Genomic DNA, 22,657 nt, shown 5'->3' on the forward strand with positions numbered 1-22,657 from the left:
CCGATGGCGACGGCACAGGTACCACGAGGTGGCACCGATGCCGTCGCAGCAACCCGGCTGGGTGCCGGGCCGCCGCCACACCCCCGCCGCCCCGCGGACGGACTGTGCGATTTCGCCGCCGTGCGCAAGGATTTCAGCCTTCCCGCCGAGTTCCCCACCGCCGCGCTGACGGAGGTGGAGCAGACCGTCGCGCAACCCGTGTTCGAGGCGGCCAGGGTGGACGCGACGGAGTTGCCGCTGGTCACGGTCGACCCGGTGGGCGCGAAGGACCTCGATCAAGCGGTGCTGCTGACCCGTCGGGGCACCGGGTTCCGCGTCGAGTACGCGATCGCGGACGTGGCCGCGTACGTGCGCCCTGGCGGCCCGTTGGACGCGGAGGTGCGGCGCCGCGGCCAGACCTTGTACCTGCCTGACGGGAACGTGCCGCTGCACCCGACGCTGTTATCGGAGGGCGCGGCGAGTCTGCTGCCCGATCAGGTGCGGCCCGCGGTGCTGTGGACGATCGACCTGGACTCGGACGGGCTGGCGGTGCGCACACGGGTGCGGCGGGCGCTGGTGCGCTCGGTCGCGCAGCTCGACTACGAGGGCGTGCAGCGCGCGCTGCGGGCGGGCCTCGCGCACCCGTCGATCGCGCTGCTGCCGGTGATCGGGAGGTTGCGCCGGGCGCAGGCGTTGCGGCGCGGCGCGATCGAACTGGGCCTGCCGGAGCAGCAGGTGGAGGCCGACGAGTCCGGCGGCTGGCGGGTCGCGCTGCGGCCACGGCTGGTCGTGGAGGAGTGGAACGCGGAGATCTCCCTGCTCACCGGCATGTGCGCGGCCGAGATGATGCTGGAGGCCGGCATCGGGATCTTGCGCACCGTGCCTGATCCGGAGCCGCCGACGGTGGCGGCGCTGCGGCGCTCCGCGGCCCGGCTGGGCGTGGAGTGGCCGGAGGACCTGCCGCCGGCGGAGGCGCTGGCGGGGCTCGACCCGGTTCGGCCGGAGGCGCTGGCGGTGCACGTCGCGGCGACGCGGCTGCTGCGCGGAGCGGGCTACACCTCGTTCGAGTCGACCGCCCCGTCGAAACCGCGCCACGCCGGGATCGGCGCCCCGTACGCGCACGTGACGGCTCCGCTGCGGCGGTTGGTGGATCGGTACGGCGCCGAGGTGTGCCTGGCGGTGGGCGAGGGCCGCGAAGTACCGGCATGGGTCCGGGAGGCGCTGCCCGCGCTGCCCTCCGCGATGGGCTCCTCGGACCGGGTGGCGACCCAGGTGGAGCGGGCGTGCCTCGCGCAGGCCCAGGCGTGGTCGCTGGCGAACCGGGTGGGTTCGGTGTTCCCCGCGACGGTGCTGCGGACGGGTTCCGGCGACGGCGAGGTCTTCATCCCGGAGCCGCCCGTGATCGCGCGGTGCGCCGGCGACGACCTCACCGAGGGCCAGCGCATCCAGGTCCGCCTCACCCGCGCGGACCCGCACCGCCGCGAAGTCGACTTCACGAAGGCGTGACCTCCGCCGGAACCTGCCTTCGGTCTTGTGCCGCGTGGCGGGCGGGTGGCGGAACCGCAGCGGCCTGCTCGCCGCGACGCGCCGTCCCGTGCGCGGCGAAATCGCCGTCCTCGCGAGGAACCCGCGGCGGTGCCCGTTGCTCGCGTGGTCGCCGCTCCGCGGCTTCGCCGCTGACGGGACGACGACCACGCGCACGCCGGAACGGGAGGTCGAAGACGGGCTCTGAGGTTCCGCTCCCCGCACCGCTACGCGGAACGAGTTCGAAGACGGGTTCTGAGAGGCTTGTTCAGTGGGGGGAAGCACAGGGGGCTCGTCTAGCGCGGGCTCCGGTGGATGCGGATCGTGGAAGGGCAGCGTCGCAACGTGACAACGAGGAGGCCCAGCGTGGCTGAGGTGCGCGAGATGACCGTCGGTGTGCTCGGAGGCACCGGCGCACAGGGCAAGGGCCTGGCGATCAGGTGGGCGGCGGCCGGGCTGCGCGTGGTGGTCGGCTCGCGCAAGGCCGAACGCGCCCAGGCCGCGGCGCGGGAGATCGCCGAGACCGCCGACGGGCAGGTCACCGGGGAGGACAACGCGGGTTGCGCCGCCGCGGCCGACGTCGTCCTGGCCGCGTTGCCGTGGGACGCGCACGCGGACACCTTGGGAGCGTTGCGCGAGCAGCTGGCGGGCAAGATCGTCATCGATTGCGTGAACCCGCTCGGGTTCGACAAGCAGGGCCCGTTCGCGCTGGCCGTGCCGGAGGGCAGCGCAGCTCAGCAGGCCGCCGCGCTGCTGCCGGACTCGCGGGTGACCGCGGCGTTCCACCACGTCTCGGCGGTGACCTTGGCGGACCTGTCCGTCGAGCACGTCGACTTGGACGTGCTGGTGCTCGGCGATGACCGCGAGGCCACCGACGTGGTGCGCGAACTCGCCGGCGCGATCCCCGGTGTGCGCGGCATCTTCGGTGGCCGGTTGCGCAACGCGCACCAGGTGGAGGCGCTCACGGCGAACCTCATCGCGATCAACCGCCGCTACAAGGCGCACGCCGGCGTGCGGGTCACCGACGTGTGAGCTCGCGTTCCCGCGGGGCACCCTCGCGGGAGGAGCCGCGGCCTGGAGGAGGGACTCGCATGGTGCGGCAGCAGACCCAGTTGCCGTCGGAGGCGACGAGCTGGACCGACGACGAGCGGGAACGCGCCAGCCAGCTGCTCGACGGCCACGCCACCGTGGTCAACGTGCGCAAGCAGGGGCCGCACCGGCATCTGGTGCCGTGGCTGCAGCGGCAGGGGCTGCTGACCTACGTCGGCCACTCCGGTCCGCGGCACTCGTGGGCGGCCTCCGAGTTCGCGAGTCCGTTCGTGCGGGAGGCGAAGGCGGACCGGGAGGCGATGGTCCGCCACTACGAGCAGTGGCTGGACCAGCAGCCCGACCTCGTGCGCAGGCTGCGCGAGGGCGAGCTGAGCGGCCGGGCCCTCGGCTGCTGGTGCGCCCCGGAGATCTGCCACGCCGACGTCCTCGCCCACCGCGCCGATTGACGGCACAGGGGTGAACGGACCGTTCGTCCGATGCGATGGGACGAACGGTCCGTTCACTCCCCACCGGAGCGCGAGACCGACGCCGTGAGACCGACGCCGTGAGACCGGCTCCGCCGGGGATCGGGTGAACGGACCGTTCGCCCAACGAGAGGGGACGAACGGTCCGTTCACTCCCCACCGTCAGTTGAAGGAGTGTTCGGCGGCGGGGAAGGAGCCGCCGCGGACTTCGTCGGCGAAGCGGCCCGCGGCGTCGGCGAGGACGCCGCCCAGGTCGGCGTAGCGCTTCACGAAGCGGGCGGTGCGCCCGGTGTTCATGCCCGCCATGTCCGTCCACACCAGCACTTGCCCGTCGGTGTCCGGCCCGGCCCCGATGCCGACGGTGGGGATCCGCAGTTCGGCGGTGACGTGCTTGGCCGCCTCGGCCGGAACCATCTCCAGCACGACCGCGAACGCACCGGCCTCCTGCAGCGCCTGCGCGTCGGCGAGCAGTTCCGCGGCCTGGTCGCCCCGGCCCTGCACCCGGTAGCCGCCGAGCCCGTGCTCGCTCTGCGGCGTGAACCCGATGTGCCCCATCACCGGGATCCCGGCGGACACGAGCGCTTCGACCTGCGCGGCGTAGCGCCGTCCGCCTTCGAGCTTCACCGCGTGCGCGCGGCCTTCCTTCATGAAGCGGGCAGCGGTCGCCAGCGCCTGCTCCGGGGAGCCCTGGTAGGAGCCGAATGGCAGGTCGGCGACGACCAGGGCGTGTTCGGCGGCGCCGGTGACGGCGCGGACCAGCGGCAGCAGTTCGTCCACGGTCACCGGTAGCGAGGACTCGTAGCCGTAGACGTTGTTGGCCGCCGAGTCGCCGACCAGCAGCACCGGGATCCCGGCCTGGTCGAAGATCCGCGCGGTGTACATGTCGTAGGAGGTGAGCATCGGCCAGTTCTCGCCGCGCTCCTTGAGCTGTTGCAGGTGGGGGATGCGAACGCGGCGCCGGGCGGGAGTGCTCCCGTACGGGGCGGCGGTCTCGCTCTGGGCAGGCTGCGAAGAGTGTGCAGCAGTCATCTTTGACCGTCCCTTTCCTCAAGGCCCGCACTGCGGGTCCCTGGGCGTTATGCGACGTCTTGCGCTTGCCAGGGTCGCACGCCCCGGCGCCGCCCAGGAGCCCTCGACGACACACGTCACAGCTCGGCGGAGGCCGCCGGGGCGGCTGCGAGACCGGTGTTGCATCGATGCATCGGCGTTGCGCCCAGTGGAGCCAGGTGGTGGCAACCGAACGCAGCAGGCAGCGGCGTCCGTACGCACCTTCAGCCCAGCGCGTTGGGCCCTCCGGGTCAAGTCAAGATCATCTACTGGACCTGGTTCGGGCATTTTGCCTAGCCTGATCGCGTTGCAACGCACCAAAGAGGGAGCAGCATGACCGCGGCCAAAGAAGCTCCAGACATCTTGTCCCCGGAATTCGCCATCGATCCGAACCCGTCCTACCAAGTGCTGCGAGATGATTTCCCCCTGCTCTGGCACGAAGCGACCCAGAGCTACATCGTGTCGCGCTACGCGGACGTGAAGCGGGCGTTCCGCGAACCGGTCTTCACCACTCAGAACTACGACTGGCAGCTCGAACCCGTGCACGGCCGCACCATCCTGCAGCTGGACGGCAGGGAGCACGCCGTCCGCCGCGCGCTGGTCGCTCCGGCGTTCCGCGGCAGCGAACTGCACGAGAAGTTCCTGCCGGTGATCGAGCGGAACTCCCGGGCGTTGATCGACCGGTTCCGCGGCACCGGGAGCGTGGACCTCGTCGCCGACTACGCGACCAAGTTCCCGATCAACGTGATCGCCGACATGCTGGGGCTGCGGGAGGAGGATCGCGGCCGGTTCCAGGGCTGGTACACGGCGATCATCGCGTTCCTCGGCAACCTGAGCCAGGACCCGGACGTCGTCGAGGCGGGCGTGCGGACCCGCACCGAGTTCGCCGAGTACATGATCCCGGTGATCCAGGACCGCCGCGCGAACCTGGGCGACGACCTGCTCTCCACGTTGTGCACCGCGGAGATCGACGGCACCCAGATGAGCGACGAGGACATCAAGGCGTTCTGCAGCCTGCTGCTCGCCGCGGGCGGGGAGACCACGGACAAGGCCATCGCAGCCCTGTTCCTGAACCTGCTGCAGCACCCGGACCAGTTCGCCGCGGTGCAGGCCGACCGCGATCTGATCCCGCAGGCCTTCGCCGAGACGCTGCGCTTCTCCCCGCCGGTGCACATGATCATGCGCCAGCCCGCGGAGGACGTTGAGCTCAGCGGTGGCGTGGTGCCCAAGGGCAGCACGGTGACCTGCCTGATCGGGGCGGCGAACCGGGACGACGGGCACTACTCGCACCCGGACCGCTTCGACGTGTTCCGGGAGGACCTGCCCGCGCGCACGGCGTTCACGGCCGCCGCAGACCACCTCTCGTTCGCCCTGGGCAGGCATTTCTGCGTCGGCGCCCTGCTGGCGAAGTCCGAGATCGAGGTCGGCATCAACGACCTGCTCGACGCGATGCCGGACGCCGAGTTGGCCCCCGGCTTCGACCCCGTCGAACAGGGCGTGTTCACCCGAGGCCCGCAATCGGTCCCGGTCCGCTTCACCCCCAACTGACCGAAGCCCCAACACCGGCGAAGCCTGCCTCGAAGCGAAGCCGTGCAGTAGGGCGGGCGGAGCCACGCCTGCCTTGCGGCCGTAGGCCGTGCTTGTATGCGCGAAGCGCATGGCCCACGTCGAAAAGCCGGTCACCGGCGGGTTCTGAGCGGTCTTCTCGCGAGGACAGCAATTTTGCGTGTGGGGAGCCACTCGGAAAATTGATCCCGCAGCGAGAAGACCGCTCAGGTTCCGCTACCCGCCCCCTACGCAGAACGACCGGCTCAAGACCCGACCGTGTAACTAGGGCTGAACTGCACCGGTAGTGCGGCGAGCCCGCGCATCCACACCGAGGGCAGCCACACCAGCGCGTCCGGGTTGGCGGCGAGCGCCACGTCCGGCAGCCGGTCCAGCAGCACTTCGATGGCGATGCGGGAGATCACCGCGCCGATCTCGGGGCCGGGGTGCGGGCAGCCGTGCTCGCCGTGCCCGAAGGACATGTGCGCGTTGTTGCCGATGGAGTCGGAGTACGCGTCCGGCCGCACCTGCGGGTCGGTGTTGGCGGCGGCGAAACCGAGCACCAGCATGTCGCCGGTGTGGATGCGCTGACCGCCGAGCTCCGTCTCGCGGGAGGCGAACCGGCCGATGAAGTTCTGCGTCGGCGTGTCCTCCCAGAGCACCTCGTTGAGCGCCTGGCCGATGGAGCGGCGACCGCCGGCGAGCGTGACCGCGAAGCGCTCGTCGGTGAGCATCAGCCGGATCGCGTTGCCGATCCAGTACGCCACCGGCTGCTGCGCCGCGGTGAGCACCACCAGGAGGTCCTGCAGGATCTCTTCCTCGGTCATGCCCGCCGGGTGCACCAGCAGCCGCGAGGGCAGGTCCGCCCCGGGGTTCTCCTTCTTGCGCTGCACCAGCCGCTGCATCCGCTCCTGGATGCGCTGGTAGGCGCCGACCCCGTCGTCGCTGGCGACGGTGTCGGTGAGGTCCTGGCCCAGCTGCGCGGCCTCGTCGTCACCGAGCCCGTACAGCCGCGCCATCACGCGCAGCGGCATCGGGTGCGCGAACTGCGCCATCAGGTCGGCTTCGCCGGTGCCCGCGAACGAGTCGATCAGCTCGTCGGCGATCTGCTCGCAGATGCCGCGCAGCTCGAACTGGTCGACTTCGTCGAGGGAGTCGCCGATGGCTCCGGTGCGACGCTGGTGCTCGGCGCCCTCGGTGAACATCAGCGAGGGCTGGTAGCCGACGAACGCCATCAGGCCCCAGTTCTCCGGTACGCGGTCCCACGCGTTCCAGCGCCGGGTGTCGCGCGCGAACAGCTCCGGGTTGCTCTCCACCTGGTGGATCTCCCGGTAGCCGAGCACGAGCCAGGCGGGCACGTCGCCTTCGAGCCGCACCGGTGCGACCGGGCCGTACTCGTTGCGCATCTGCCGGTACAGCTGCGCCGGGTTCTGCTGGAACCGCGGGCCGTGCATGGCGATGGGTTCCTTGCCCATCGGGCAGCCCTGGGTGGTGGGATCGGTGGTCGGCCAGATGTCTGGATTGGTCATAGGGAATGAAGCTCCCGAGTTTCCGTTCGGACAGGGAGTAACGACCTGGCGACCGATGCACATCCGGACGCGGTGTCGGCCGGGTCCGGCTGCGGTCGGATCACCGGATGTCGCCAGGTGACGTCGGCACGCCCGGCCGCTGGCGGCGCGGAATCGTTGCCGACGACGGATGACGGCATCCCGGCGGGTCACCAGGAAGCAGGCGGGCGACCGGGGAGGCCGCCCGCCTGGTGACGGCGGGCGGGCCCGTCGTCGCATGTCTCTCTAGTCGCCGATGATGTAGCTGGGGCTGAATTCGACGGGCAGGGCCAGCAGCCCGCGCATCCACACCGAGGGCACCCACTCCAACTGGTTCGGCGGTACCGACAGCCCGACGTCGGGCAGCCGGTCCAGCAGCACCTCGATGGCGGCGCGGGCCATCGTCTCGGCCAGCTGCGGTGCCGGGTAGGGGCAGCCGCGGTCACCGGTGCCGAAGGACAGGAACGCGTTGTTGCCGATGGAGTCCGCGTAGGACTCCGGTCGTATCCGCGGGTCGGTGTTGCCCGCCGCGAGTCCCAGCACGAGCATGTCCCCGGCTCGGATCTGCCGGTCGCCGAGTTCGGTGTCCCGGGTGGCGAACCGGCCGATGTAGTTCTGGGTGGGGGTGTCCTCCCAGAGCACTTCGTTGAGCGCGTGCCCGACCGAACGCCGCCCCCCGGTGAGGGTGACGGCGAAGCGCTCGTCGGTGAGCATCAGCCGGAGCGCGTTGCCGATCCAATGAGCCACCGTCTGCTGCCCCGCGGTCAGGGCCGTGACGAGGTCCTGGGTGAGCGCTTCCTCGGGCAGCTCCGGGCCGCCCTCCAGCCACCGGCTGGTGAGGTCCGGTCCCGGCAGTTCCCGCTTGCGCCGGATCAACCGCCGGATCCGGTTCACGATGCGCTGGTGCGCAGCCGAGCTGTCGCCGTCTCCCACCGAAGCGACCAAGTCCTCGAGCAGGATCGGGGAGTCGTCCCGCGGCACTCCGCACACCCACGCCAGCACGAACAGCGGGAGTTGGTATGCGAACTGCGAGATGAGGTCCGCCGAACCGGTGGTCGCGAACCCGTCGATCAACCGATCGGCGGTGGTCTCGCAGTACCTCTGCAGCTCGAACTGGTCGATGACGCCGAGCGCGTCTCCGAAGATCCCGATCCGGTGCCGGTACTCGTCGCCTTCCGCGAACGCCATCGTCGGCTGGTACCGCACGAAGGGGTTCAGCGACCAGTCCTGCGGGACCTGGTCCCACGCGTTCCAGCGCCTGGAGTCGCGGGCGAACAGGTCCGGATTGCCGCAGACCTGGTTGATCTCGCGGTAATCACCGACGAACCAGGCGTGCACGCCGCCTTCGAGCACGATCGGGGCGACCGGGCCGTACTGCGCCCGAATCGCCCGGTACAGCTCGGCCGGGTCCTGGTGGAACCGGGGCCCGAACAGTTCGATCGCGTCGGTCCGGATCCGGCGGGCCTCCTGGTCGCTCTGCGGCCAGGCTTCGGTGATGGGATCGGGCGAACTCACGATCTGGCCCCCTGCGGGGCCGTGGCCAGCGCGTAGAGGTGGTTCACCAGGGTGATCAGCACGTGCTTGCTGGACGCGCGGTCCCGCGCGTCGCAGTCGATCAGCGGGATGTCCTCCGGCAGCGACAACGCGTTGCGCACGTCCTCGAGGGGGTGGTCCTGGGCGTCGAAGTTGTTGCGCGCGACGATGAACGGCATCCCGTGGTGTTCGAGCCGGTCGATGGCGTACCAGGAGTCCTCCAGCCGCCGGGTGTCGACGAGCACGACGGCGCCCAGCGTTCCGGAGAACAACCGGTCCCACAGGAACCAGAACCGCTGCTGACCGGGCGCGCCGAACAGGTACAGCACCCGCTCGGCGTCGAGGCTGATGCGGCCGAAGTCGAACGCGACCGTCGTCGTGGTCTTCTCCCGGACCGCGCTGGCGTCGTCGACGCCGAGGCTCGCCTGGGTCATGGTCTCTTCGGTGCTCAGCGGACGGATCTCGCTGACCGACCGGACCATGGTGGTCTTGCCCACCCCGAAGCCGCCCACGATGACGATCTTGAGCCCGTCGCTGGCGGTGCTGCGCAGCGGTGCGCTCGTGGGGTCAGAGGTTGTGGAGTCCAACGAGAACCTGCTTCAAGATGTCGGGATCGGGCAGTTGCGCCTTCTTGCTCGCCGGCGCGGAAGTGGGGTGTCGTGCGGTGATCCGGTTCGTGTCGAGCAGGTCGCAGAGCAGGATCTTCACCACTCCGACGGGCATGCCCAGGTGCGAGGAGATCTCCACGACCGCCATCGGTTGCCTGCACAGCTGCAGGATCCGGATGTGCTCGGACTGCATGCCCGGCGCCGGGTCGCACTCGCTGACGATGAGCGTGACCAGGTCCAGGGATTCTTCGTCCGTGCTGCTGCGTCCCCCGGTGACGGTGTAGAGCCGGTCCGGATCTTCGTTGTCGAGGGGCCGCCAGATCATGACAACCCGCTCGGCTGGGCTTGGCGGGGCGGAGCGCTGAGGTACTCGCCGATCTGCTCGACGAGCTCGTTCATGTTGTGCCCGATGACGCCGACGTCGGAGTCCTCGTCGGCGAGCACGGCCAGGTGCGCGCCTTCACCGGCTTCGACGATGAACAGCAGGCCGCCGTGGAACTCGGTCATGGACTGCCGGACACCGCCGCTGCCGTCGCCGAATTCGACGGACGCCCCGTAGGAGAGGCTCTGGATGCCGGAGGCGATCGCGGCGAGCTGGTCGGCCTGGTCGATGGTCAGCCCCGGGGAGTGGCAGACCTTCAGCCCGTCCTTGGACAGCACGACGGCGTGCTTGGCGCCAGGAGTGCGTCCCAGCAGGTTCTCCAGCAACCAGTCGAGATTGTGGTCGTTGGTCATCAGGGTTTCGGGGTACCCGCGTGGCCGGGTGGCCCCTGCCTCCATTCTTTCTCGTCGGCAGACTTGTCAGCGCGCGTCGTCGGACTGCGAGCCGTCGCTGGGTCGGCTCGCCTGCCGGAACGCGCCGAATCGGGCGCCCGCGTTCGGTCGGGGCCGTGCGGGTGCGGGTGGTTGCTGCTGGGTGTTGTCGTCGTCGGAGCCGGACACCAACGACGGGGACGCCGCGGCCAGCGTTTCGCCGCGGCGGCGCTTCGGGAGGTTCTGCAAGGTCGCCTCCGAGTTCTCGGCGGGTGCCGCGGGCTTCTCGTTGAGGTCCTGCCGGGTGAGCGTGCCGGTCGCGGTGGCGGTACCCGCCGACGTCACCGAGCTGAGCTGCGCGGGCTGCGCCGCGCCCACGGTGCGGCTCGGGAGGGTGAACTCCTCCTGCTTGCGCGGCTGGGTGATCAGCTTGCGCGGGATCATCACGACGACTCCGGTGCCGCCGCGCGAGGACGGCCGGAACGACACGGTCAGCCCGTGCTTCCTGGCGAGGCAGCCGACGACGGCGAGGCCGAGCCGGGTGCCGTTGAGCGTGGTGAGGTCCAGGGGTTCGGTGCCGACGGCGTGCACGGCGCGCTTCATCGCCGCTTCGCTCATGACCAGGCCGCCGTCTTCGATCGTGACGATGACGCCGGAGTGGACTTCCTCCACGTAGACGTGCGCGAGTTCGGACGGCGGGGAGAAGCTGGTGGCGTTGTCCATCAGCTCGGCCAGCGCGTGCATGACGCCTTCGGCGGCGTAGCCGACGATGGCGACGGTGCTGGTGGAGTGCAGCCGGACCCGCTTGTAGGCGGCGATGCGGCCGACGGAGCCGCGCAGGATGCTCTCCATCTTGATCGGCTTGGTCCAGCGGCGGCCGGACCGGGCGCCGGTGAGCACCGCGATGCTGTCCGCGAGGCGACCGGCCTGCGCGGTGGTGTGGTCGAGTTCGAGCAGGTCGCCCAGCACCGATTCGTCGTGGCGCTCCTCCATTTCGCGGAGGCTGGCGAGCATGTTCGTCGACAGCGCCTGCATCCGGCCCGCGGCGTTGGCGCAGGCGAGCATGGCGGCGGCGCGGGCGCGTTCACCCTGGCCGATCTCCTGGCCGAGGGCGCGCAGGATGCGCTGGTGCGTGGGATTGCGCGGGTGGTCGATCTCGCCGAGCGCGGTGTCCACGGAGGATCCGGCGCGCAGCCGGGTGACCAGTGCGGGGAGGGTTTCGTCGGCGAGCTTCGCCGTGGCACCGTCGGCCTTCTCGGCGCGGGTGCGGTAGAAGGTGGCGTTCTGCAGGCCCCAGCTGGCTAACGCGAACGCGATGCTGATCAGGGCTGCGGCGATGCCGGTGCTCCAGGCGACGAGCACGGTGGCCGAGTCGGGGCTCGCGACGGCGGCCCAGGTGCTCAGCGCCGCGGTCACGACCCCGGAGATCAGCAATACCAGCAGGGCTCGGGCCAGGTGGCGGCGTTTGGCCGCGGATTGGGTGTGGGTGGGTGCTGACATCAATCAGGTCCTCGTCGCGGTCGGTGGCACTGGCCTGCGCACCGCGGGCCCTCGGCGGTGCGGCGGGGGAGTCGGGCGGGGAGGTTTTCGGACGGGCCGACACCCGGCCACCCCTGATTCGACTTGCTCGGTGAAATCCCGCTGATCTCCCCTGGGCTCGCGATGCTACTCACTCTCCGGGGGCTGAAAACACCGGTAGGTGATCTCGGCTGGTGGAGTGCGTGTCCCGGTTGTGGGCGCGGTGCATTGCGGGCAGCGATCGTCATTCCACCGGGTATCGGGATGCGCGACTTCCGGGTGATTTCGGTTCCGCATCCGGTGCTCAGCCGATCCATGGCCGCGCGATCCGGTCGTAAGTGCCGTCGTGCTTGCGCAGGTGCAGCCACTCGTTCACGAACTGCTGGAAGACGACGTCACCGCGCGGCAGCAGATATGCCTTCTCGGAGAACGTGAACGGTTGGTCCGGGTGCACCGCGCAGAGTTCGGGGTGTTGCCGCGCCTGCCATTTGGTCTCCGCGCCGTCAGTGATCATGAGATCGGCTCGGCCGCTGCGGATCTCCTCGAAAATCGTGTTGTTGTCGGGATGCGGAACGATCTCCGCGCGGTGCAACTTCTCGCGTGCGAACTTTTCGTTGGTGCCGCCGGGGTTGACCACGGCGCGCACGCCGGGGCGGTCGATCTGCTCCAGCGTCAGGAATCGCGCGGCGTTCTCGCACCGGGTGATCGGCGTCTTGCCGTCGACGACGTACGCGTCGCTGAAGAACGCCTCCTTCGCGCGTTTCAACGTCACCGACACGCCGCCAGCCGCGATGTCGCACCGCTGCGCGAAATCCTCGCTCAGCGACTCCCACGTGGTCGCGACGATGGTGGCGCGCACGCCGAGTTCGGCGGCCAGGTCGCGCGCCATGTCGATGTCGATGCCGCTCCAGGCGCCGTTCGCGTCGCGATAGGTGAAAGGCCGGTAGTCCCCGGTGCTGCACACCCGCAGTTCGCCGCGCTCGGCAATGGCGTCCATCGTGGACCGAAGTCCCTGCCCGGTGGTGCTTTCCTTCGCGGCGTCACCGGATTCCGGGGCGGCGCCGGATTCGGTGCTCGAATCCGCGCATCCGGTGGCGAATGACGCGGTCAGCGCGGCGAGCACGACACCCGACGCCGTGGTTCTCCACCCCATGTGTTCCCTCCCGGCAACGCCGAAACGATCCGGCGTGCGGCGAGACTATCCGAAGCGCTGGCCCATTCGTCCACCAAGATCGGTCCAGTGGGTGATTCACGTACTGCTCCACTTCCCGCAACTCCTGCGCCCGGCGGGATTTCCGGCATCCGAGATGCGCGGCCGAGCGCGGTCACCGCCCGAGCGGGTTCAGGAACCCCTGCCACACCCGAAGTTGAAGCTGAGATGACCACCGCCCGGATCCTCGGAGTCCCGGACGTCGATGCCGCGCCCGGTGATCCGCGCTTCGAGGTAGCTGTTGTTCCGCGGTCCGCTGCAGCCGCTCTTGAACCAGGTGGTCCGCGTTCGTCGTCAACCACGTTCTGCGATGAGCGCGCGAGTTTCGTCGGGCCCGAGGGCGACCGCGCGAAGTCGGTGGGACAGGCGCGCGCACTCACGGGCATCGCGATCTTCGGTCAGGTGGACGTCGCCACCGATGAAGGCCGGCTGGCGGAGATGTCGACGGGGAGGCCGCCGAACCGAAGGATTTCCGGATCGGCGCCGAATAGCGGGTGATCGGCTGCTGCCAACGGTGCAACTCGGACGGTCGGGCGGGGGATTTCGCTCGATCATGTCGACGAGATGCGGAAGTTGCTGGTGCAGCACGTCTCTCCCACCGAGGGGACCGCGGATTGCCGCTTCGCCGATCACGAACCACATCCAGGGCGGGTTCTGCCTCGTCAGCAGTTCCCGCCGTTGCAGGCGGAACTCGACGCGAGCATCCACCTCGCCGAATTCGCCGCCCACGCGGACGAGCGCGACGTCCAGCTCGGCTTCCTCCGCGGGCTCCCGATAATCGGGGACGGCTCCGAGGTCATCGCCGTGCACCTCGAGCACCGCCCCACCCCGCTCAGAACGCTCCGCGAAGCCCTCGCGTGAGCCGAAGCGGGGCAGCGGACCTCCTCAGGGGCGGCTCTCGCGCCAGCGGTTGGTGATCGGCAGGCGCCGGTCGCGGCCGAAGGCCTTCAGCGTGATCTTCGTGCCCGGCGGGTACTGGCGGCGCTTGTACTCCGCCCCGTCGACCATCCGGATCACCCGCTCCACCAGTTCCGCGTCGAAGCCGTCGGCGACCAGGTCGGAATAGTCCCGGTCACCCTCGACGTAGCCGTCGAGCACCGCGTCCAGCACCTCGTAGGGCGGCAGCGAATCCTGGTCCGTCTGATCCGGCCGCAGCTCCGCCGACGGCACCTTCTCGATCGAGTTCTCCGGGATCGGCGGCACCTCGCCGAGCTTCTCCGCTTCCGCGTTGCGCCACTTCGCCAGTTCCCACACCAGTGTCTTCGGCACGTCCTTGATCGGGGCGAACCCGCCGACCGCGTCGCCGTAGATCGTGGAGTAGCCGACCGCCAGCTCCGTCTTGTTCCCCGGCGCCAGCACCAGGTGGCCGTGCTGGTTCGACATCGCCATCAACGTGATGCCCCGGCAGCGGGCCTGCACGTTCTCCTCCGCGAGCCCCGTCAAGCCCAGCGGCCCCACGAACGCCGCGACCATGTCCGCCACTGGCCGCTCCTCGAAGTGGCAGCCCAACCGGCGGGCCAGCTCGGCCGCGTCCGACCGGGAGTGCTCCGAGGAGTAGTGCGACGGCATCGACACCCCGTGCAGCGCATCCGGCCCGAGCGCGTCCGCGGCCAGGGCCGCGCACACCGCCGAGTCGATGCCACCGGAGAACCCGAACGTCACCGACCGGAAACCGTTCTTGTGCACGTAATCCCGCAAGCCCGTCACCAGCGCCGCCCAGGTCTCGGCGAGCTCCGGCAGCGGCTCCACGCCGGGCGGAGCGGGCAGCGGTTCGTAGGCGGGCAGCGGCTCGGGCTGCAGCACCGTGCGGGTGACGTCGAACGCGGGCATCCGGATGCGGCCCGGCTGCTCCGGCACCGTCGTCGCCGTGTGCCCGCCCGCGGGCACGTCCACGTCCAGCACCAGCAGGTGCTCGGTGAACTGGGGAGCCCGCGCCAGCACCTCGCCGTCGGCGCCCACCACGATCGAATCGCCGTCGAAGACCAGGTCGTCCTGCGCCCCGACCATGTTCACGTAGGCGATCGGCGCACCGGCCTCCGCGGCCCGCCGCGCCACCAGCGGCACCCGCACGTCGTCCTTGGACCGCTCGTAGGGCGAGGAGTTCACGCACACCACGAGGTCCACGCCGACTTGGCCCAGCGCGGCCACCGGGCCGCCGTTCTGCCAGATGTCCTCGCAGATCACCACGCCGATGTCGAGGCCGTGCAGCTTCACGATCGGCAGGTCGAAGCCCGGCGCGAAGTACCGGGCCTCGTCGAACACGCCGTAGTTCGGCAGGTGGTACTTGTCGTAGGTCGCGACGACCTCGCCGCCGAACAGCAGCGACGCCGAGTTGCGCACCCCTTCGTCGTCGCGGTCGAGGTGACCCACCATGACCAGCGCGTCCCCGCAGCCCGCTTCGCGCAGGTTCACCGCCAGCGCGTCGATCGCGGCGCGGTTCGCCGCGGCGAAGGATTTGCGCAGTGCCAAGTCCTCCACCGGGTATCCGGCGAGCACCGTTTCCGGGAAGGCGACGACGTGGGCGCCTTCCTGCACGGCCTTGCGGGTCCAATCCAGGACCATCGCCTTGTTCCCGGCGATGTCCCCGACGGTCGCGTTGACCTGGGCTAGAGCGAGGCGCAGCTGCGGCATGGACGTCATCTTCGCGCACGCGGCGAACGAAGTCCCACCGCCCGTGACGAAGCCGACTCCGAACGCGTGACACCATCCCCCGAATGAGTCGCTTGCTGACCGCCGGGTGCGCGCTGTTGCTGCTCAGCGGTGCCGCTGCCTGCGCCCCCTCGCCGTCGAGCGGACCGCTGCTGCAACCGCGCACCGAGCGCAGCGGGCCCGCCGGCGCGGTCCCGGCCGGGTTGGGCGAGTTCTACGGCCAAGAGCTCGCCTGGGGTCCGTGCGCCGACTACGCGGTCACCAGCACCGACCAGGGCGTCTACCAGGACCGGGCCCTGGAATGCGCGCGGTTGCGCGTGCCGCTGGACTACGCGCAACCGCAAGGGCGCCAGATCAGCATCGGCGTGCTGCGCAAACCCGCGACCGACCCGGACAGCCGCATCGGCTCGCTGCTGATGAACCCCGGAGGCCCCGGGGCCTCCGGCATGAGCGCCGCCGCGAGCCTCGCCCCCACCTTGGAACCCACCGACCTCGGTGAGCGCTTCGACCAGATCGGATTCGACCCGCGCGGCATCGGCGCCAGCGAACCCGAAGTCCGCTGCCTCACCGACGAGGAGTGGGACGCCGACCGCCTCGACTCCGACGCCGACACCTCGCCGGAGGGAACCGCCCAGACCGAGCGGGAAGTGCGCGACTACACCGGCAAGTGCGTGCAGCGGACCGGCGAGGACGTGCTCGCCCACGTCGGCACCCGCGACGTCGTGCAGGACATGGACGTGCTGCGGTCCGCGCTCGGCGACCCGGAGCTGACCTACCTCGGCTACTCCTACGGCACCCGCATCGGCTCCGAATACGCCGAGCGGTTCCCCGGCAACGTGCGGGCGATGATCCTCGACGGCGCCATCGACCCGGGTCAGGACGCCATCGAGCAGCAGGTCATGCAGGGCGCCGGATTCCAGCGCGCCTTCGAATCATTCGCGCGGTGGTGCGCCGGGCAGAACCACTGCGCCCTCGGCGACGACCCGGCGCGGGCGGTCCCGGCGTTCCAGCGACTCACCCGGCCGCTGCTGGAACACCCCGCGCCCGCGGGCGACCGGGAGCTCTCGTACACCGACGCCACCACCGCGGCCGTCCAGGCGCTCTACGCGCAGAGCATGTGGCCCGCGCTCAACACCGGGCTCGGCGAGCTCGCCCAGGGACGCGGCACCGTGCTGCTGACCCTCGCCGACTCCTACTACGGGCGGGAGGCCGGCGGCTCCTACAGCAACATCACCGACGCGTTCAACGCCGTGCGCTGCGTCGACGATCCCCGCGTCACCGACCGCGCCGTGCTGCGCGAAGCGGACCGCCGCTACCGCGAGGCGGCGCCCTTCCTCGACGACGGCCTGCCCGCCAACAGCGCGATGGACATGTGCTCGTTCTGGCCCGTGCCGGTCACCGGCGACCCGGCCCAGCCCCAGGTTCAGGGCCTACCGCCCACCCTGGTGATCTCGACCACCGGCGACCCGGCCACGCCCTACGACGCCGGGGTCAACCTGGCGAAGGCGCTGCGCGGCAGGCTGCTCACCTTCGAAGGCACCCAGCACACCGCGTTCCTCCAGGGCAACTCGTGCGTGGACGACGCGGGGATCGACTACCTGACCGAGCTCGAACTGCCCGCGGACGGCACCCGGTGCAAGTGACCCGCCACCACGACCGGCCCCGGCACCGGACGGTAACCAGGACTCAACACGCACGGTCGGGCATCGCGGGAACCGCAGGAATTAGGCTGCGAGCATGAACCGCCAGCAGGAGTTCGTGCTCCGCACCCTGGAGGAACGTGACATCCGCTTCGTGCGGCTGTGGTTCACCGACGTCCTCGGCATCCTCAAGTCCGTGGCGATCTCGCCCGCCGAACTCGAGGGCGCCTTCAGCGAGGGCATCGGGTTCGACGGCTCCGCCATCGAAGGATTCTCACGCATCTACGAGTCGGACATGGTCGCCAAGCCCGACCCGACCACGTTCCAAGTGCTGCCCTGGGAGACGCCCGACGGCGAGCACTACTCGGCCCGCATGTTCTGCGACATCGCGATGCCCGACGGCTCCCCGTGCTGGGCCGACCCGCGGCACGTCCTGCGCCGCACCCTGTCGAAGGCCACCGAAGCCGGGTTCACCTGCTACGTGCACCCCGAGATCGAGTTCTTCCTGCTGAAGAACCTGCCGACCACCGGGGTCGAACCGGAACCCGCCGACTCCGGCGGTTACTTCGACCAGGCCAGCCACGACGCCGCCCCGCACTTCCGGCGCAACGCCATCGAAACGCTCGAAGCGATGGGCATCTCCGTCGAGTTCAGCCACCACGAAGGCGCCCCCGGCCAGCAGGAGATCGACCTGCGCTACGCCGACGCGCTCACCATGGCCGACAACGTGATGACCTTCCGCTACACCGTCAAGGAGGTCGCCCTCATGCAGGGCGTGCACGCCTCCTTCATGCCCAAGCCGTTCACCGCGCAGCCCGGCTCCGGCATGCACACCCACTTCAGCCTGTTCGAAGGCGACCAGAACGCCTTCTACCACCCGGAGAACCCCTACGAGCTCTCCGGCACCGGGCGGGCGTTCGTCGCGGGCATCCTCACCCACGCGCGCGAGATCAGCGCCGTCACCAACCAGTGGGTGAACTCCTACAAGCGGCTCATCGTCGGCGGCGAGGCGCCCACCGCGGTCTGCTGGGGCCACGCCAACCGCTCCGCGCTGGTGCGGGTGCCGATGTACTCGCCGGGCAAGTCCTCCTCGCGGCGCGTCGAGGTCCGCAGCCCCGACTCGGCCTGCAACCCGTACCTGGCGTACGCGGTGATCCTCGCCGCCGGGCTGCGCGGGGTGGAGAAGGGCTACGAGCTGCCGCCCGCCACCGAGGACGACGTGTGGTCGCTGACCGAAGGCGAGCGCAAAGCCGCCGGGTACGCCAGCCTCCCGCAGAACCTCAACGACGCCCTGAGCGAGATGGAGAACTCCGAGCTGGTCGCCGAAACCCTCGGCGAGCACGTCTTCGACTTCTTCCTCCGCAACAAGCGCAACGAGTGGGACTCCTACCGCAGCCGCGTCACGCCGTACGAGCTGCAGAGCCTGATGCCGATGTTGTGACCGGGCTCAAACCGATCTCGTGGGGTCAGGCCGTGGGCACCCGGAGGGTGGGGCGATAGGTTCGCCCCGTGACTGATTCGCAGCCGCAGCCCGAGCCCTCCGGTGACCCCGACGCCGAAGCCACCTCCGACCTCTTGGAGCACCGGGCGGACGAACCGGCATGGCCGGCCGAACACCCGGACGCCGCCGCGGGCTTCGACGCCGATCAGGCCACCCTGATCGGCTGCACCGTCGCAGGACCGGGCCAGCTGCCCGCCGCGCGGGTGCTGCGCGAATCGTTCCTGCACAGCCACCCCGGAGCCCGGTTCGTGGTGCTGCCCATCGGCGGTGAGATCGGCGGTGACGTGCTCACCCCGGAGCGGATCGGCGTCGACGCCGACGAGCTCGCGGGCCTCGCCGTCGCCTGCACCGCGGACCAGCTGCGCGCTGTGCTGCGGCCCCGGCTGCTGCAGCACCTGCTGGCCACCGGCGCCACCGTGCTCTACCTCGAACCGTCGGTGCAGGTGTTCAGCGAATTCGACGACCTGCTGCGAGAGCTGTCCCCGGACCGCCCGGTCGCGCTGGTGCCGAGGGTGCTGCGCACCCTCTACGCCGACGGGTTCCGCCCGAGCGCCACCGACCTCGTCGAATCCGGCCCGTTCGACCCGAGCGTGCTCGGCGTGCGCCCCGGCGCGGAGGACTTCCTCACCGCGTGGGCCGACCAGGTCCGCGCCGACCCCAGCGTCGGCATGCTGCTCGACGGCGCACCCGCGCTGATCGACCACCACGTGCTGCGCGATCCGGGCGTGGGGCTGTCGGTGTGGAACGCGGCGCAACGCGAACTCATCCCCACCGGCGACGGCGGGCACGCGGTCGACGGTTCCCAGCTGCGCAGCATCCACTTCGACGGGTTCCAGCCGCAGCGGCCTTGGCTGCTGTCCACGCACTACGCCGACCGCCCGCGAGTGCTGCTGTCCGAACATCCGGTGCTCGCCGGGCTCTGCGCCGCCTACCGCAACAAACTCGTCGAAGCGGGCTACACGCGGGAACAACCGCACCCCTACGACGCCTTGCCGGACGGCACCCCGCTGCCCGAGCCGCTGCGGCGCGACTACCTCGACGCCTGGCAGCGCGACCAGGCCCCGGCGAGCCCGTTCGCCACCGGTGCCGACGTCGAGGACTTCCTCGACTGGGCCTGCGCCCCCGTGGACGAACGGCAGCGCGGCACCGGTGGTTCCCGCTGGACCGCCGCGGTGTGGGCCGACGACCAGGTGCTGCGCAAGAACTACCCCGACCCGTTCGGCGCGGACGCCGACGCGTTCCGCGAATGGTGCGCGGGCGTCGGCGTCGCCGGCGGCCGGGTGCCCGCCGGCGCGGTGCGCAACCTCGGCGGCACCGACGGCTCGACCCTCGTCGACCAGCTCGGCGTCGCCGTCCTGGGCACCGGCCGTACCGCCGAACTCGTCCGCGCGGCCGTGCGCGCCTCCGGGCTGCCCTCGGCCGACACGCCGTACTACCCGGTGGTGCTGCGCTGCGAACCCGGCTTGACGGTGCCCGCGGGCCGGCACCTGATCGACGTGCAGCCCGACACCACCGAGGCGGACGGCGCGGTGGAAGCGTGGGTGCTTTCCGAAGCCGCCCGGCAGGCCGCCCGCCGCGCGGGCGGACCCACCACCCGGGTCGTCGCCCTCCCGCTGCTCGATCCGGGCCCGGTGGACCTGCCGACGCGGAAGGCGGCACGCGCCCGGTTCGGGCTGTCCGAGGAGTTCGTCATCGGCGCGTTCGCCGACCACTCCGACGAACGCCGCGACAACATCCTCGGCTTGGTCACCGCGTTCTTCGCCGCGTTCCCCGAACGCGAGGACGCGCACCTGCTCGTCGCCGTCACCGCCGCGGCCGAACACCCGGAGGCCGCCGAGCGGCTGCGGCTGGCCACGGCCGCCGACCCGCGGGTGCACCTCGTCGAGGAGGAGATCGGCACGGAGGGCCTGCTGTCCGCGGCGGACGCCGTGGCCTCGCTGCACCGCCCGACGGGCGGTGACCGGTACGCGCTGCGGTTGCTCGAGGTAGCCGCGCACGGCGTGCCGGTGCTCGCCGCCGACCACGGCGCCGTCACCGAACTGCTCAGCTCCGCCGGGGCGATCCTCGTGCCCTGCCAAGGCCAAGGCGAACCGGACGTCGAGGCCGCCGCCGTCGCCCTGCGCACCGCGGCCGACGACCCCGAGGAGACGGCCGCCGCCGGCCGCCGCGCCCGCGATCACCTGCTCGTGCAGCACAGCGTCAACCACGCCGCCGAGCGGCTGCGCGAGCACGTCGAGCACGCCTACCGGAACTGGCGCACCAAGTGGGCGAAGGACCGGCACGGCGACCTCGACGACCCGCTGCACCCGCTGCTGGTGGCGCGGCACGCGCTGCACCGCGCCCCCGACGTCGGCGCCGGTGGCCGCAACTCGGTGGCCCCCGCGCTGCGCAAGGCGGTGCTTCGGGTGCTCAGCCACTACGACGAGCACATCCGCGACGTGCTGCGCTCCATGGTCGACGGCGTGGAGCAGACCGCGGCGGAACTGCTGCGCCGCCAGTACGACGCGGACGGGGGAGGGGAGGAGCTCGACCTGCTCCGCACCGAACTCGGCCGCATCGACCAGCGGCACGATGAGCTCGACGAACGCCTCACCAGCACCGACGACGGCATGGTGCGAGCTCGGGCAGACCTCGCCGACCAGCACCGGCGACTCCGCGCGCTGGAAGCGGGCGGCGGTTCGCCCGGCGGCGAGCCCGACCACAACGACCTGCTGGCGCAGCGGCTCGACAGCCTCACCGGCGCGGTGGAGCGGACCCTGGACCGGATCGACGCGTTGGAGAGCGAGCGCGAACAGGTCCGCGACCAGGAACTCGAAACCACCCTGCGCTCCGCGACCAGCGACGCCGCGTACGCCCTGCACCGCACGGACGTGCTGCAACGAATCCTGCTGCGCGAGCACGAGCGCAACACCGGCACCGCCGACGGCAGCAGCACCCCGGTGCTCTGCGACGCGGGCCTGCTCAGGCTGCCCGCCGACGACGCCATGATGCTGCCGTGGTTGTCCTCACACGCCACTTGGGACGCGGAAGTGTCCGGGCTGATCGACTCGCTGCTCGAACCGGACGGCGTGTTCCTCGACGTCGGTTCGTACGTCGGCTACCAGACCGTCCGGGTCCTGAGCAGGCTCGGCAACAGCGGCGCCGTGATCGCGGTCGAGCCCAGCGCGGACGGCCGCGCGCTGCTCAACCGCAACGTCGAGGTGAACGTCCCCACGGCGTGGGGGCACCGCCTGGTCACGCTCGCCGCCGCGGCCTGGGACGCCCCTGCCGACCTGATCGCCGAACCGTCGTTGGCGGGCGGGGTCTCGGTGCGACCGGTGGAGGAGTCGGACTCCGAGGACGACGAAGCGCGGGTGCCGGGGGTGCGCCTCGACAAGGAATTGGAGAACACCTCGACGCTGCACGACATGACGCTGTCGGTGGTGCACGTCGACGTCGGCGCACGAGTGCACCGAGTCCTCGGCGGCCTGGTCCGCCTGCTCCGGCGGGATCGTCCGTCGATCGTGTGCTCGTTCACCCCTTCCGGCATCACGGAACTCGGCGACGACCCGGCCACGGCACTGCGCGAGTTCGGAACCTGGGGTTACGAGCTGGTTCCCGTGGGCCGCACGACGGCCGTATCGGCCTCGGAACTGCTGGAGGCGATCGACGCCGCCGGCTCCACGAGCACGGTCAAGCTCTGGCTGCGCCCGAAAGGCAAGTCCTGACTCGCGGTGAACAGTGAATGTCAAGAGTCTGACCAGGCGATTTGACATTCACGGAGAGTGTGCGTAAGTTTCTCCATGTCGCACGGCAAGCCGGACGGAACAGGACGCAAGAGCCTGGCGGGGACGGCGAAGGTGGCGGCGCCTGGGGATTCCCAGTAGCGCGCACCGGACGGGACGAGCGGGTTTGACACCGCGAAGCGGACCGGGTAACGTACGACAGTCGCTAAGATTCGAGAGGCGCTTCCACGGAAGCGGGTCACGACTTAGCAGTGGACAACTCCAAATCAGGTCGACGATCTGGCCGACCGGGGTGCGGGTGACCGCGAGGTTGACCCCCCTGAAACGGCCGAAAATCGGGCCTGCTAGAGTTTGAAACATCGCA

The 22,657-nt window shown here is 70.7% G+C and carries 17 protein-coding genes and 1 pseudogene; 7 read left to right on the plus strand and 11 right to left on the minus strand.

Translation table 11 applies throughout. The features are described 5' to 3' along the window. The first annotated feature begins 3 nt into the window (after positions 1-3). The 3 genes from OOZ19_RS16465 (at position 4) to OOZ19_RS16475 (ending at position 2,999) form a co-directional block, all read left to right on the plus strand. A complete protein-coding gene (locus OOZ19_RS16465; protein WP_266090988.1) occupies positions 4-1,485 on the plus strand; it encodes an RNB domain-containing ribonuclease in 1,482 nt (493 codons plus the stop codon). Positions 1,486-1,869: 384 nt separating this feature from the next. Further along, positions 1,870-2,535: an NADPH-dependent F420 reductase gene (gene npdG / locus OOZ19_RS16470; protein ID WP_266090989.1), complete on the plus strand. Its 666-nt coding sequence runs from the start codon at positions 1,870-1,872 to the stop codon at positions 2,533-2,535. Between the two features lie 59 nt (positions 2,536-2,594). Further along, a complete protein-coding gene (locus OOZ19_RS16475) occupies positions 2,595-2,999 on the plus strand; it encodes a DUF4326 domain-containing protein (RefSeq protein WP_266090990.1) in 405 nt (134 codons plus the stop codon). Between the two features lie 180 nt (positions 3,000-3,179). Here OOZ19_RS16475 and panB read toward each other — a convergent pair whose 3' ends face one another. Next, entirely contained in the window at positions 3,180-4,046 is an 867-nt protein-coding gene (gene panB, locus OOZ19_RS16480; protein ID WP_266090991.1) for a 3-methyl-2-oxobutanoate hydroxymethyltransferase, read from the minus strand. 351 nt (positions 4,047-4,397) lie between these two features. On the opposite strand from panB, the gene OOZ19_RS16485 reads away from it, so the two are divergent. After that, positions 4,398-5,612, plus strand: a complete 1,215-nt coding sequence (locus tag OOZ19_RS16485; RefSeq protein WP_266090992.1) for a cytochrome P450 — start codon at positions 4,398-4,400, stop codon at positions 5,610-5,612. A 263-nt stretch (positions 5,613-5,875) separates the two neighbouring features. Here the strand turns inward: OOZ19_RS16485 and OOZ19_RS16490 are convergent, their stop codons facing one another. From OOZ19_RS16490 to OOZ19_RS16530, 10 genes and pseudogenes are all read right to left on the minus strand, one after another. After that, the gene (locus OOZ19_RS16490; protein WP_266091004.1) at positions 5,876-7,063 is read right to left on the minus strand and encodes a cytochrome P450; all 1,188 of its coding nucleotides are present in this window, start codon (positions 7,061-7,063) and stop codon (positions 5,876-5,878) included. A gap of 339 nt (positions 7,064-7,402) precedes the next feature. Continuing rightward, positions 7,403-8,671: a cytochrome P450 family protein gene (locus OOZ19_RS16495; RefSeq protein WP_323055146.1), complete on the minus strand. Its 1,269-nt coding sequence runs from the start codon at positions 8,669-8,671 to the stop codon at positions 7,403-7,405. Next, positions 8,668-9,276: a GTP-binding protein gene (locus tag OOZ19_RS16500; protein ID WP_184477848.1), complete on the minus strand. Its 609-nt coding sequence runs from the start codon at positions 9,274-9,276 to the stop codon at positions 8,668-8,670. Before OOZ19_RS16500 ends, OOZ19_RS16495 begins: the two co-directional genes overlap by 4 nt. After that, positions 9,257-9,622: a DUF742 domain-containing protein gene (locus tag OOZ19_RS16505; protein ID WP_266090993.1), complete on the minus strand. Its 366-nt coding sequence runs from the start codon at positions 9,620-9,622 to the stop codon at positions 9,257-9,259. Before OOZ19_RS16505 ends, OOZ19_RS16500 begins: the two co-directional genes overlap by 20 nt. Then, the gene (locus tag OOZ19_RS16510; RefSeq protein ID WP_416309445.1) at positions 9,619-10,032 is read right to left on the minus strand and encodes a roadblock/LC7 domain-containing protein; all 414 of its coding nucleotides are present in this window, start codon (positions 10,030-10,032) and stop codon (positions 9,619-9,621) included. Before OOZ19_RS16510 ends, OOZ19_RS16505 begins: the two co-directional genes overlap by 4 nt. Positions 10,033-10,098: 66 nt before the next feature. Next, positions 10,099-11,550: an ATP-binding protein gene (locus tag OOZ19_RS16515; protein WP_266090994.1), complete on the minus strand. Its 1,452-nt coding sequence runs from the start codon at positions 11,548-11,550 to the stop codon at positions 10,099-10,101. Positions 11,551-11,872: 322 nt separating this feature from the next. Beyond that, on the minus strand, positions 11,873-12,721 hold the full coding sequence (locus OOZ19_RS16520; protein WP_266090995.1) for a transporter substrate-binding domain-containing protein: 849 nt from the start codon (positions 12,719-12,721) through the stop codon (positions 11,873-11,875). Positions 12,722-12,910: 189 nt separating this feature from the next. After that, positions 12,911-13,045, minus strand: a pseudogene (locus OOZ19_RS30180) (hypothetical protein); the annotation flags it as partial. A 27-nt stretch (positions 13,046-13,072) separates the two neighbouring features. Continuing rightward, the gene (locus OOZ19_RS16525; protein WP_266090996.1) at positions 13,073-13,597 is read right to left on the minus strand and encodes a Scr1 family TA system antitoxin-like transcriptional regulator; all 525 of its coding nucleotides are present in this window, start codon (positions 13,595-13,597) and stop codon (positions 13,073-13,075) included. Between the two features lie 66 nt (positions 13,598-13,663). Beyond that, positions 13,664-15,409 (minus strand): NAD+ synthase, encoded by a 1,746-nt coding sequence (locus OOZ19_RS16530; RefSeq protein WP_266090997.1) that lies wholly within the window; start codon positions 15,407-15,409, stop codon positions 13,664-13,666. Positions 15,410-15,492: 83 nt separating this feature from the next. Here OOZ19_RS16530 and OOZ19_RS16535 point away from each other — a divergent pair, with 83 nt between their 5' ends. The 3 genes from OOZ19_RS16535 (at position 15,493) to OOZ19_RS16545 (ending at position 22,275) form a co-directional block, all read left to right on the plus strand. Next, a complete protein-coding gene (locus OOZ19_RS16535; RefSeq protein WP_266090998.1) occupies positions 15,493-17,070 on the plus strand; it encodes an alpha/beta hydrolase in 1,578 nt (525 codons plus the stop codon). Positions 17,071-17,164: 94 nt separating this feature from the next. After that, positions 17,165-18,508: a type I glutamate--ammonia ligase gene (glnA, locus tag OOZ19_RS16540; protein WP_266090999.1), complete on the plus strand. Its 1,344-nt coding sequence runs from the start codon at positions 17,165-17,167 to the stop codon at positions 18,506-18,508. 68 nt (positions 18,509-18,576) lie between these two features. Next, positions 18,577-22,275: an FkbM family methyltransferase gene (locus tag OOZ19_RS16545; protein ID WP_266091000.1), complete on the plus strand. Its 3,699-nt coding sequence runs from the start codon at positions 18,577-18,579 to the stop codon at positions 22,273-22,275. The last annotated feature ends 382 nt before the right edge of the window (positions 22,276-22,657 follow it).

This window comes from Saccharopolyspora sp. NFXS83 (genome assembly GCF_026241095.1).
Lineage (GTDB): Bacteria > Actinomycetota > Actinomycetes > Mycobacteriales > Pseudonocardiaceae > Saccharopolyspora_C.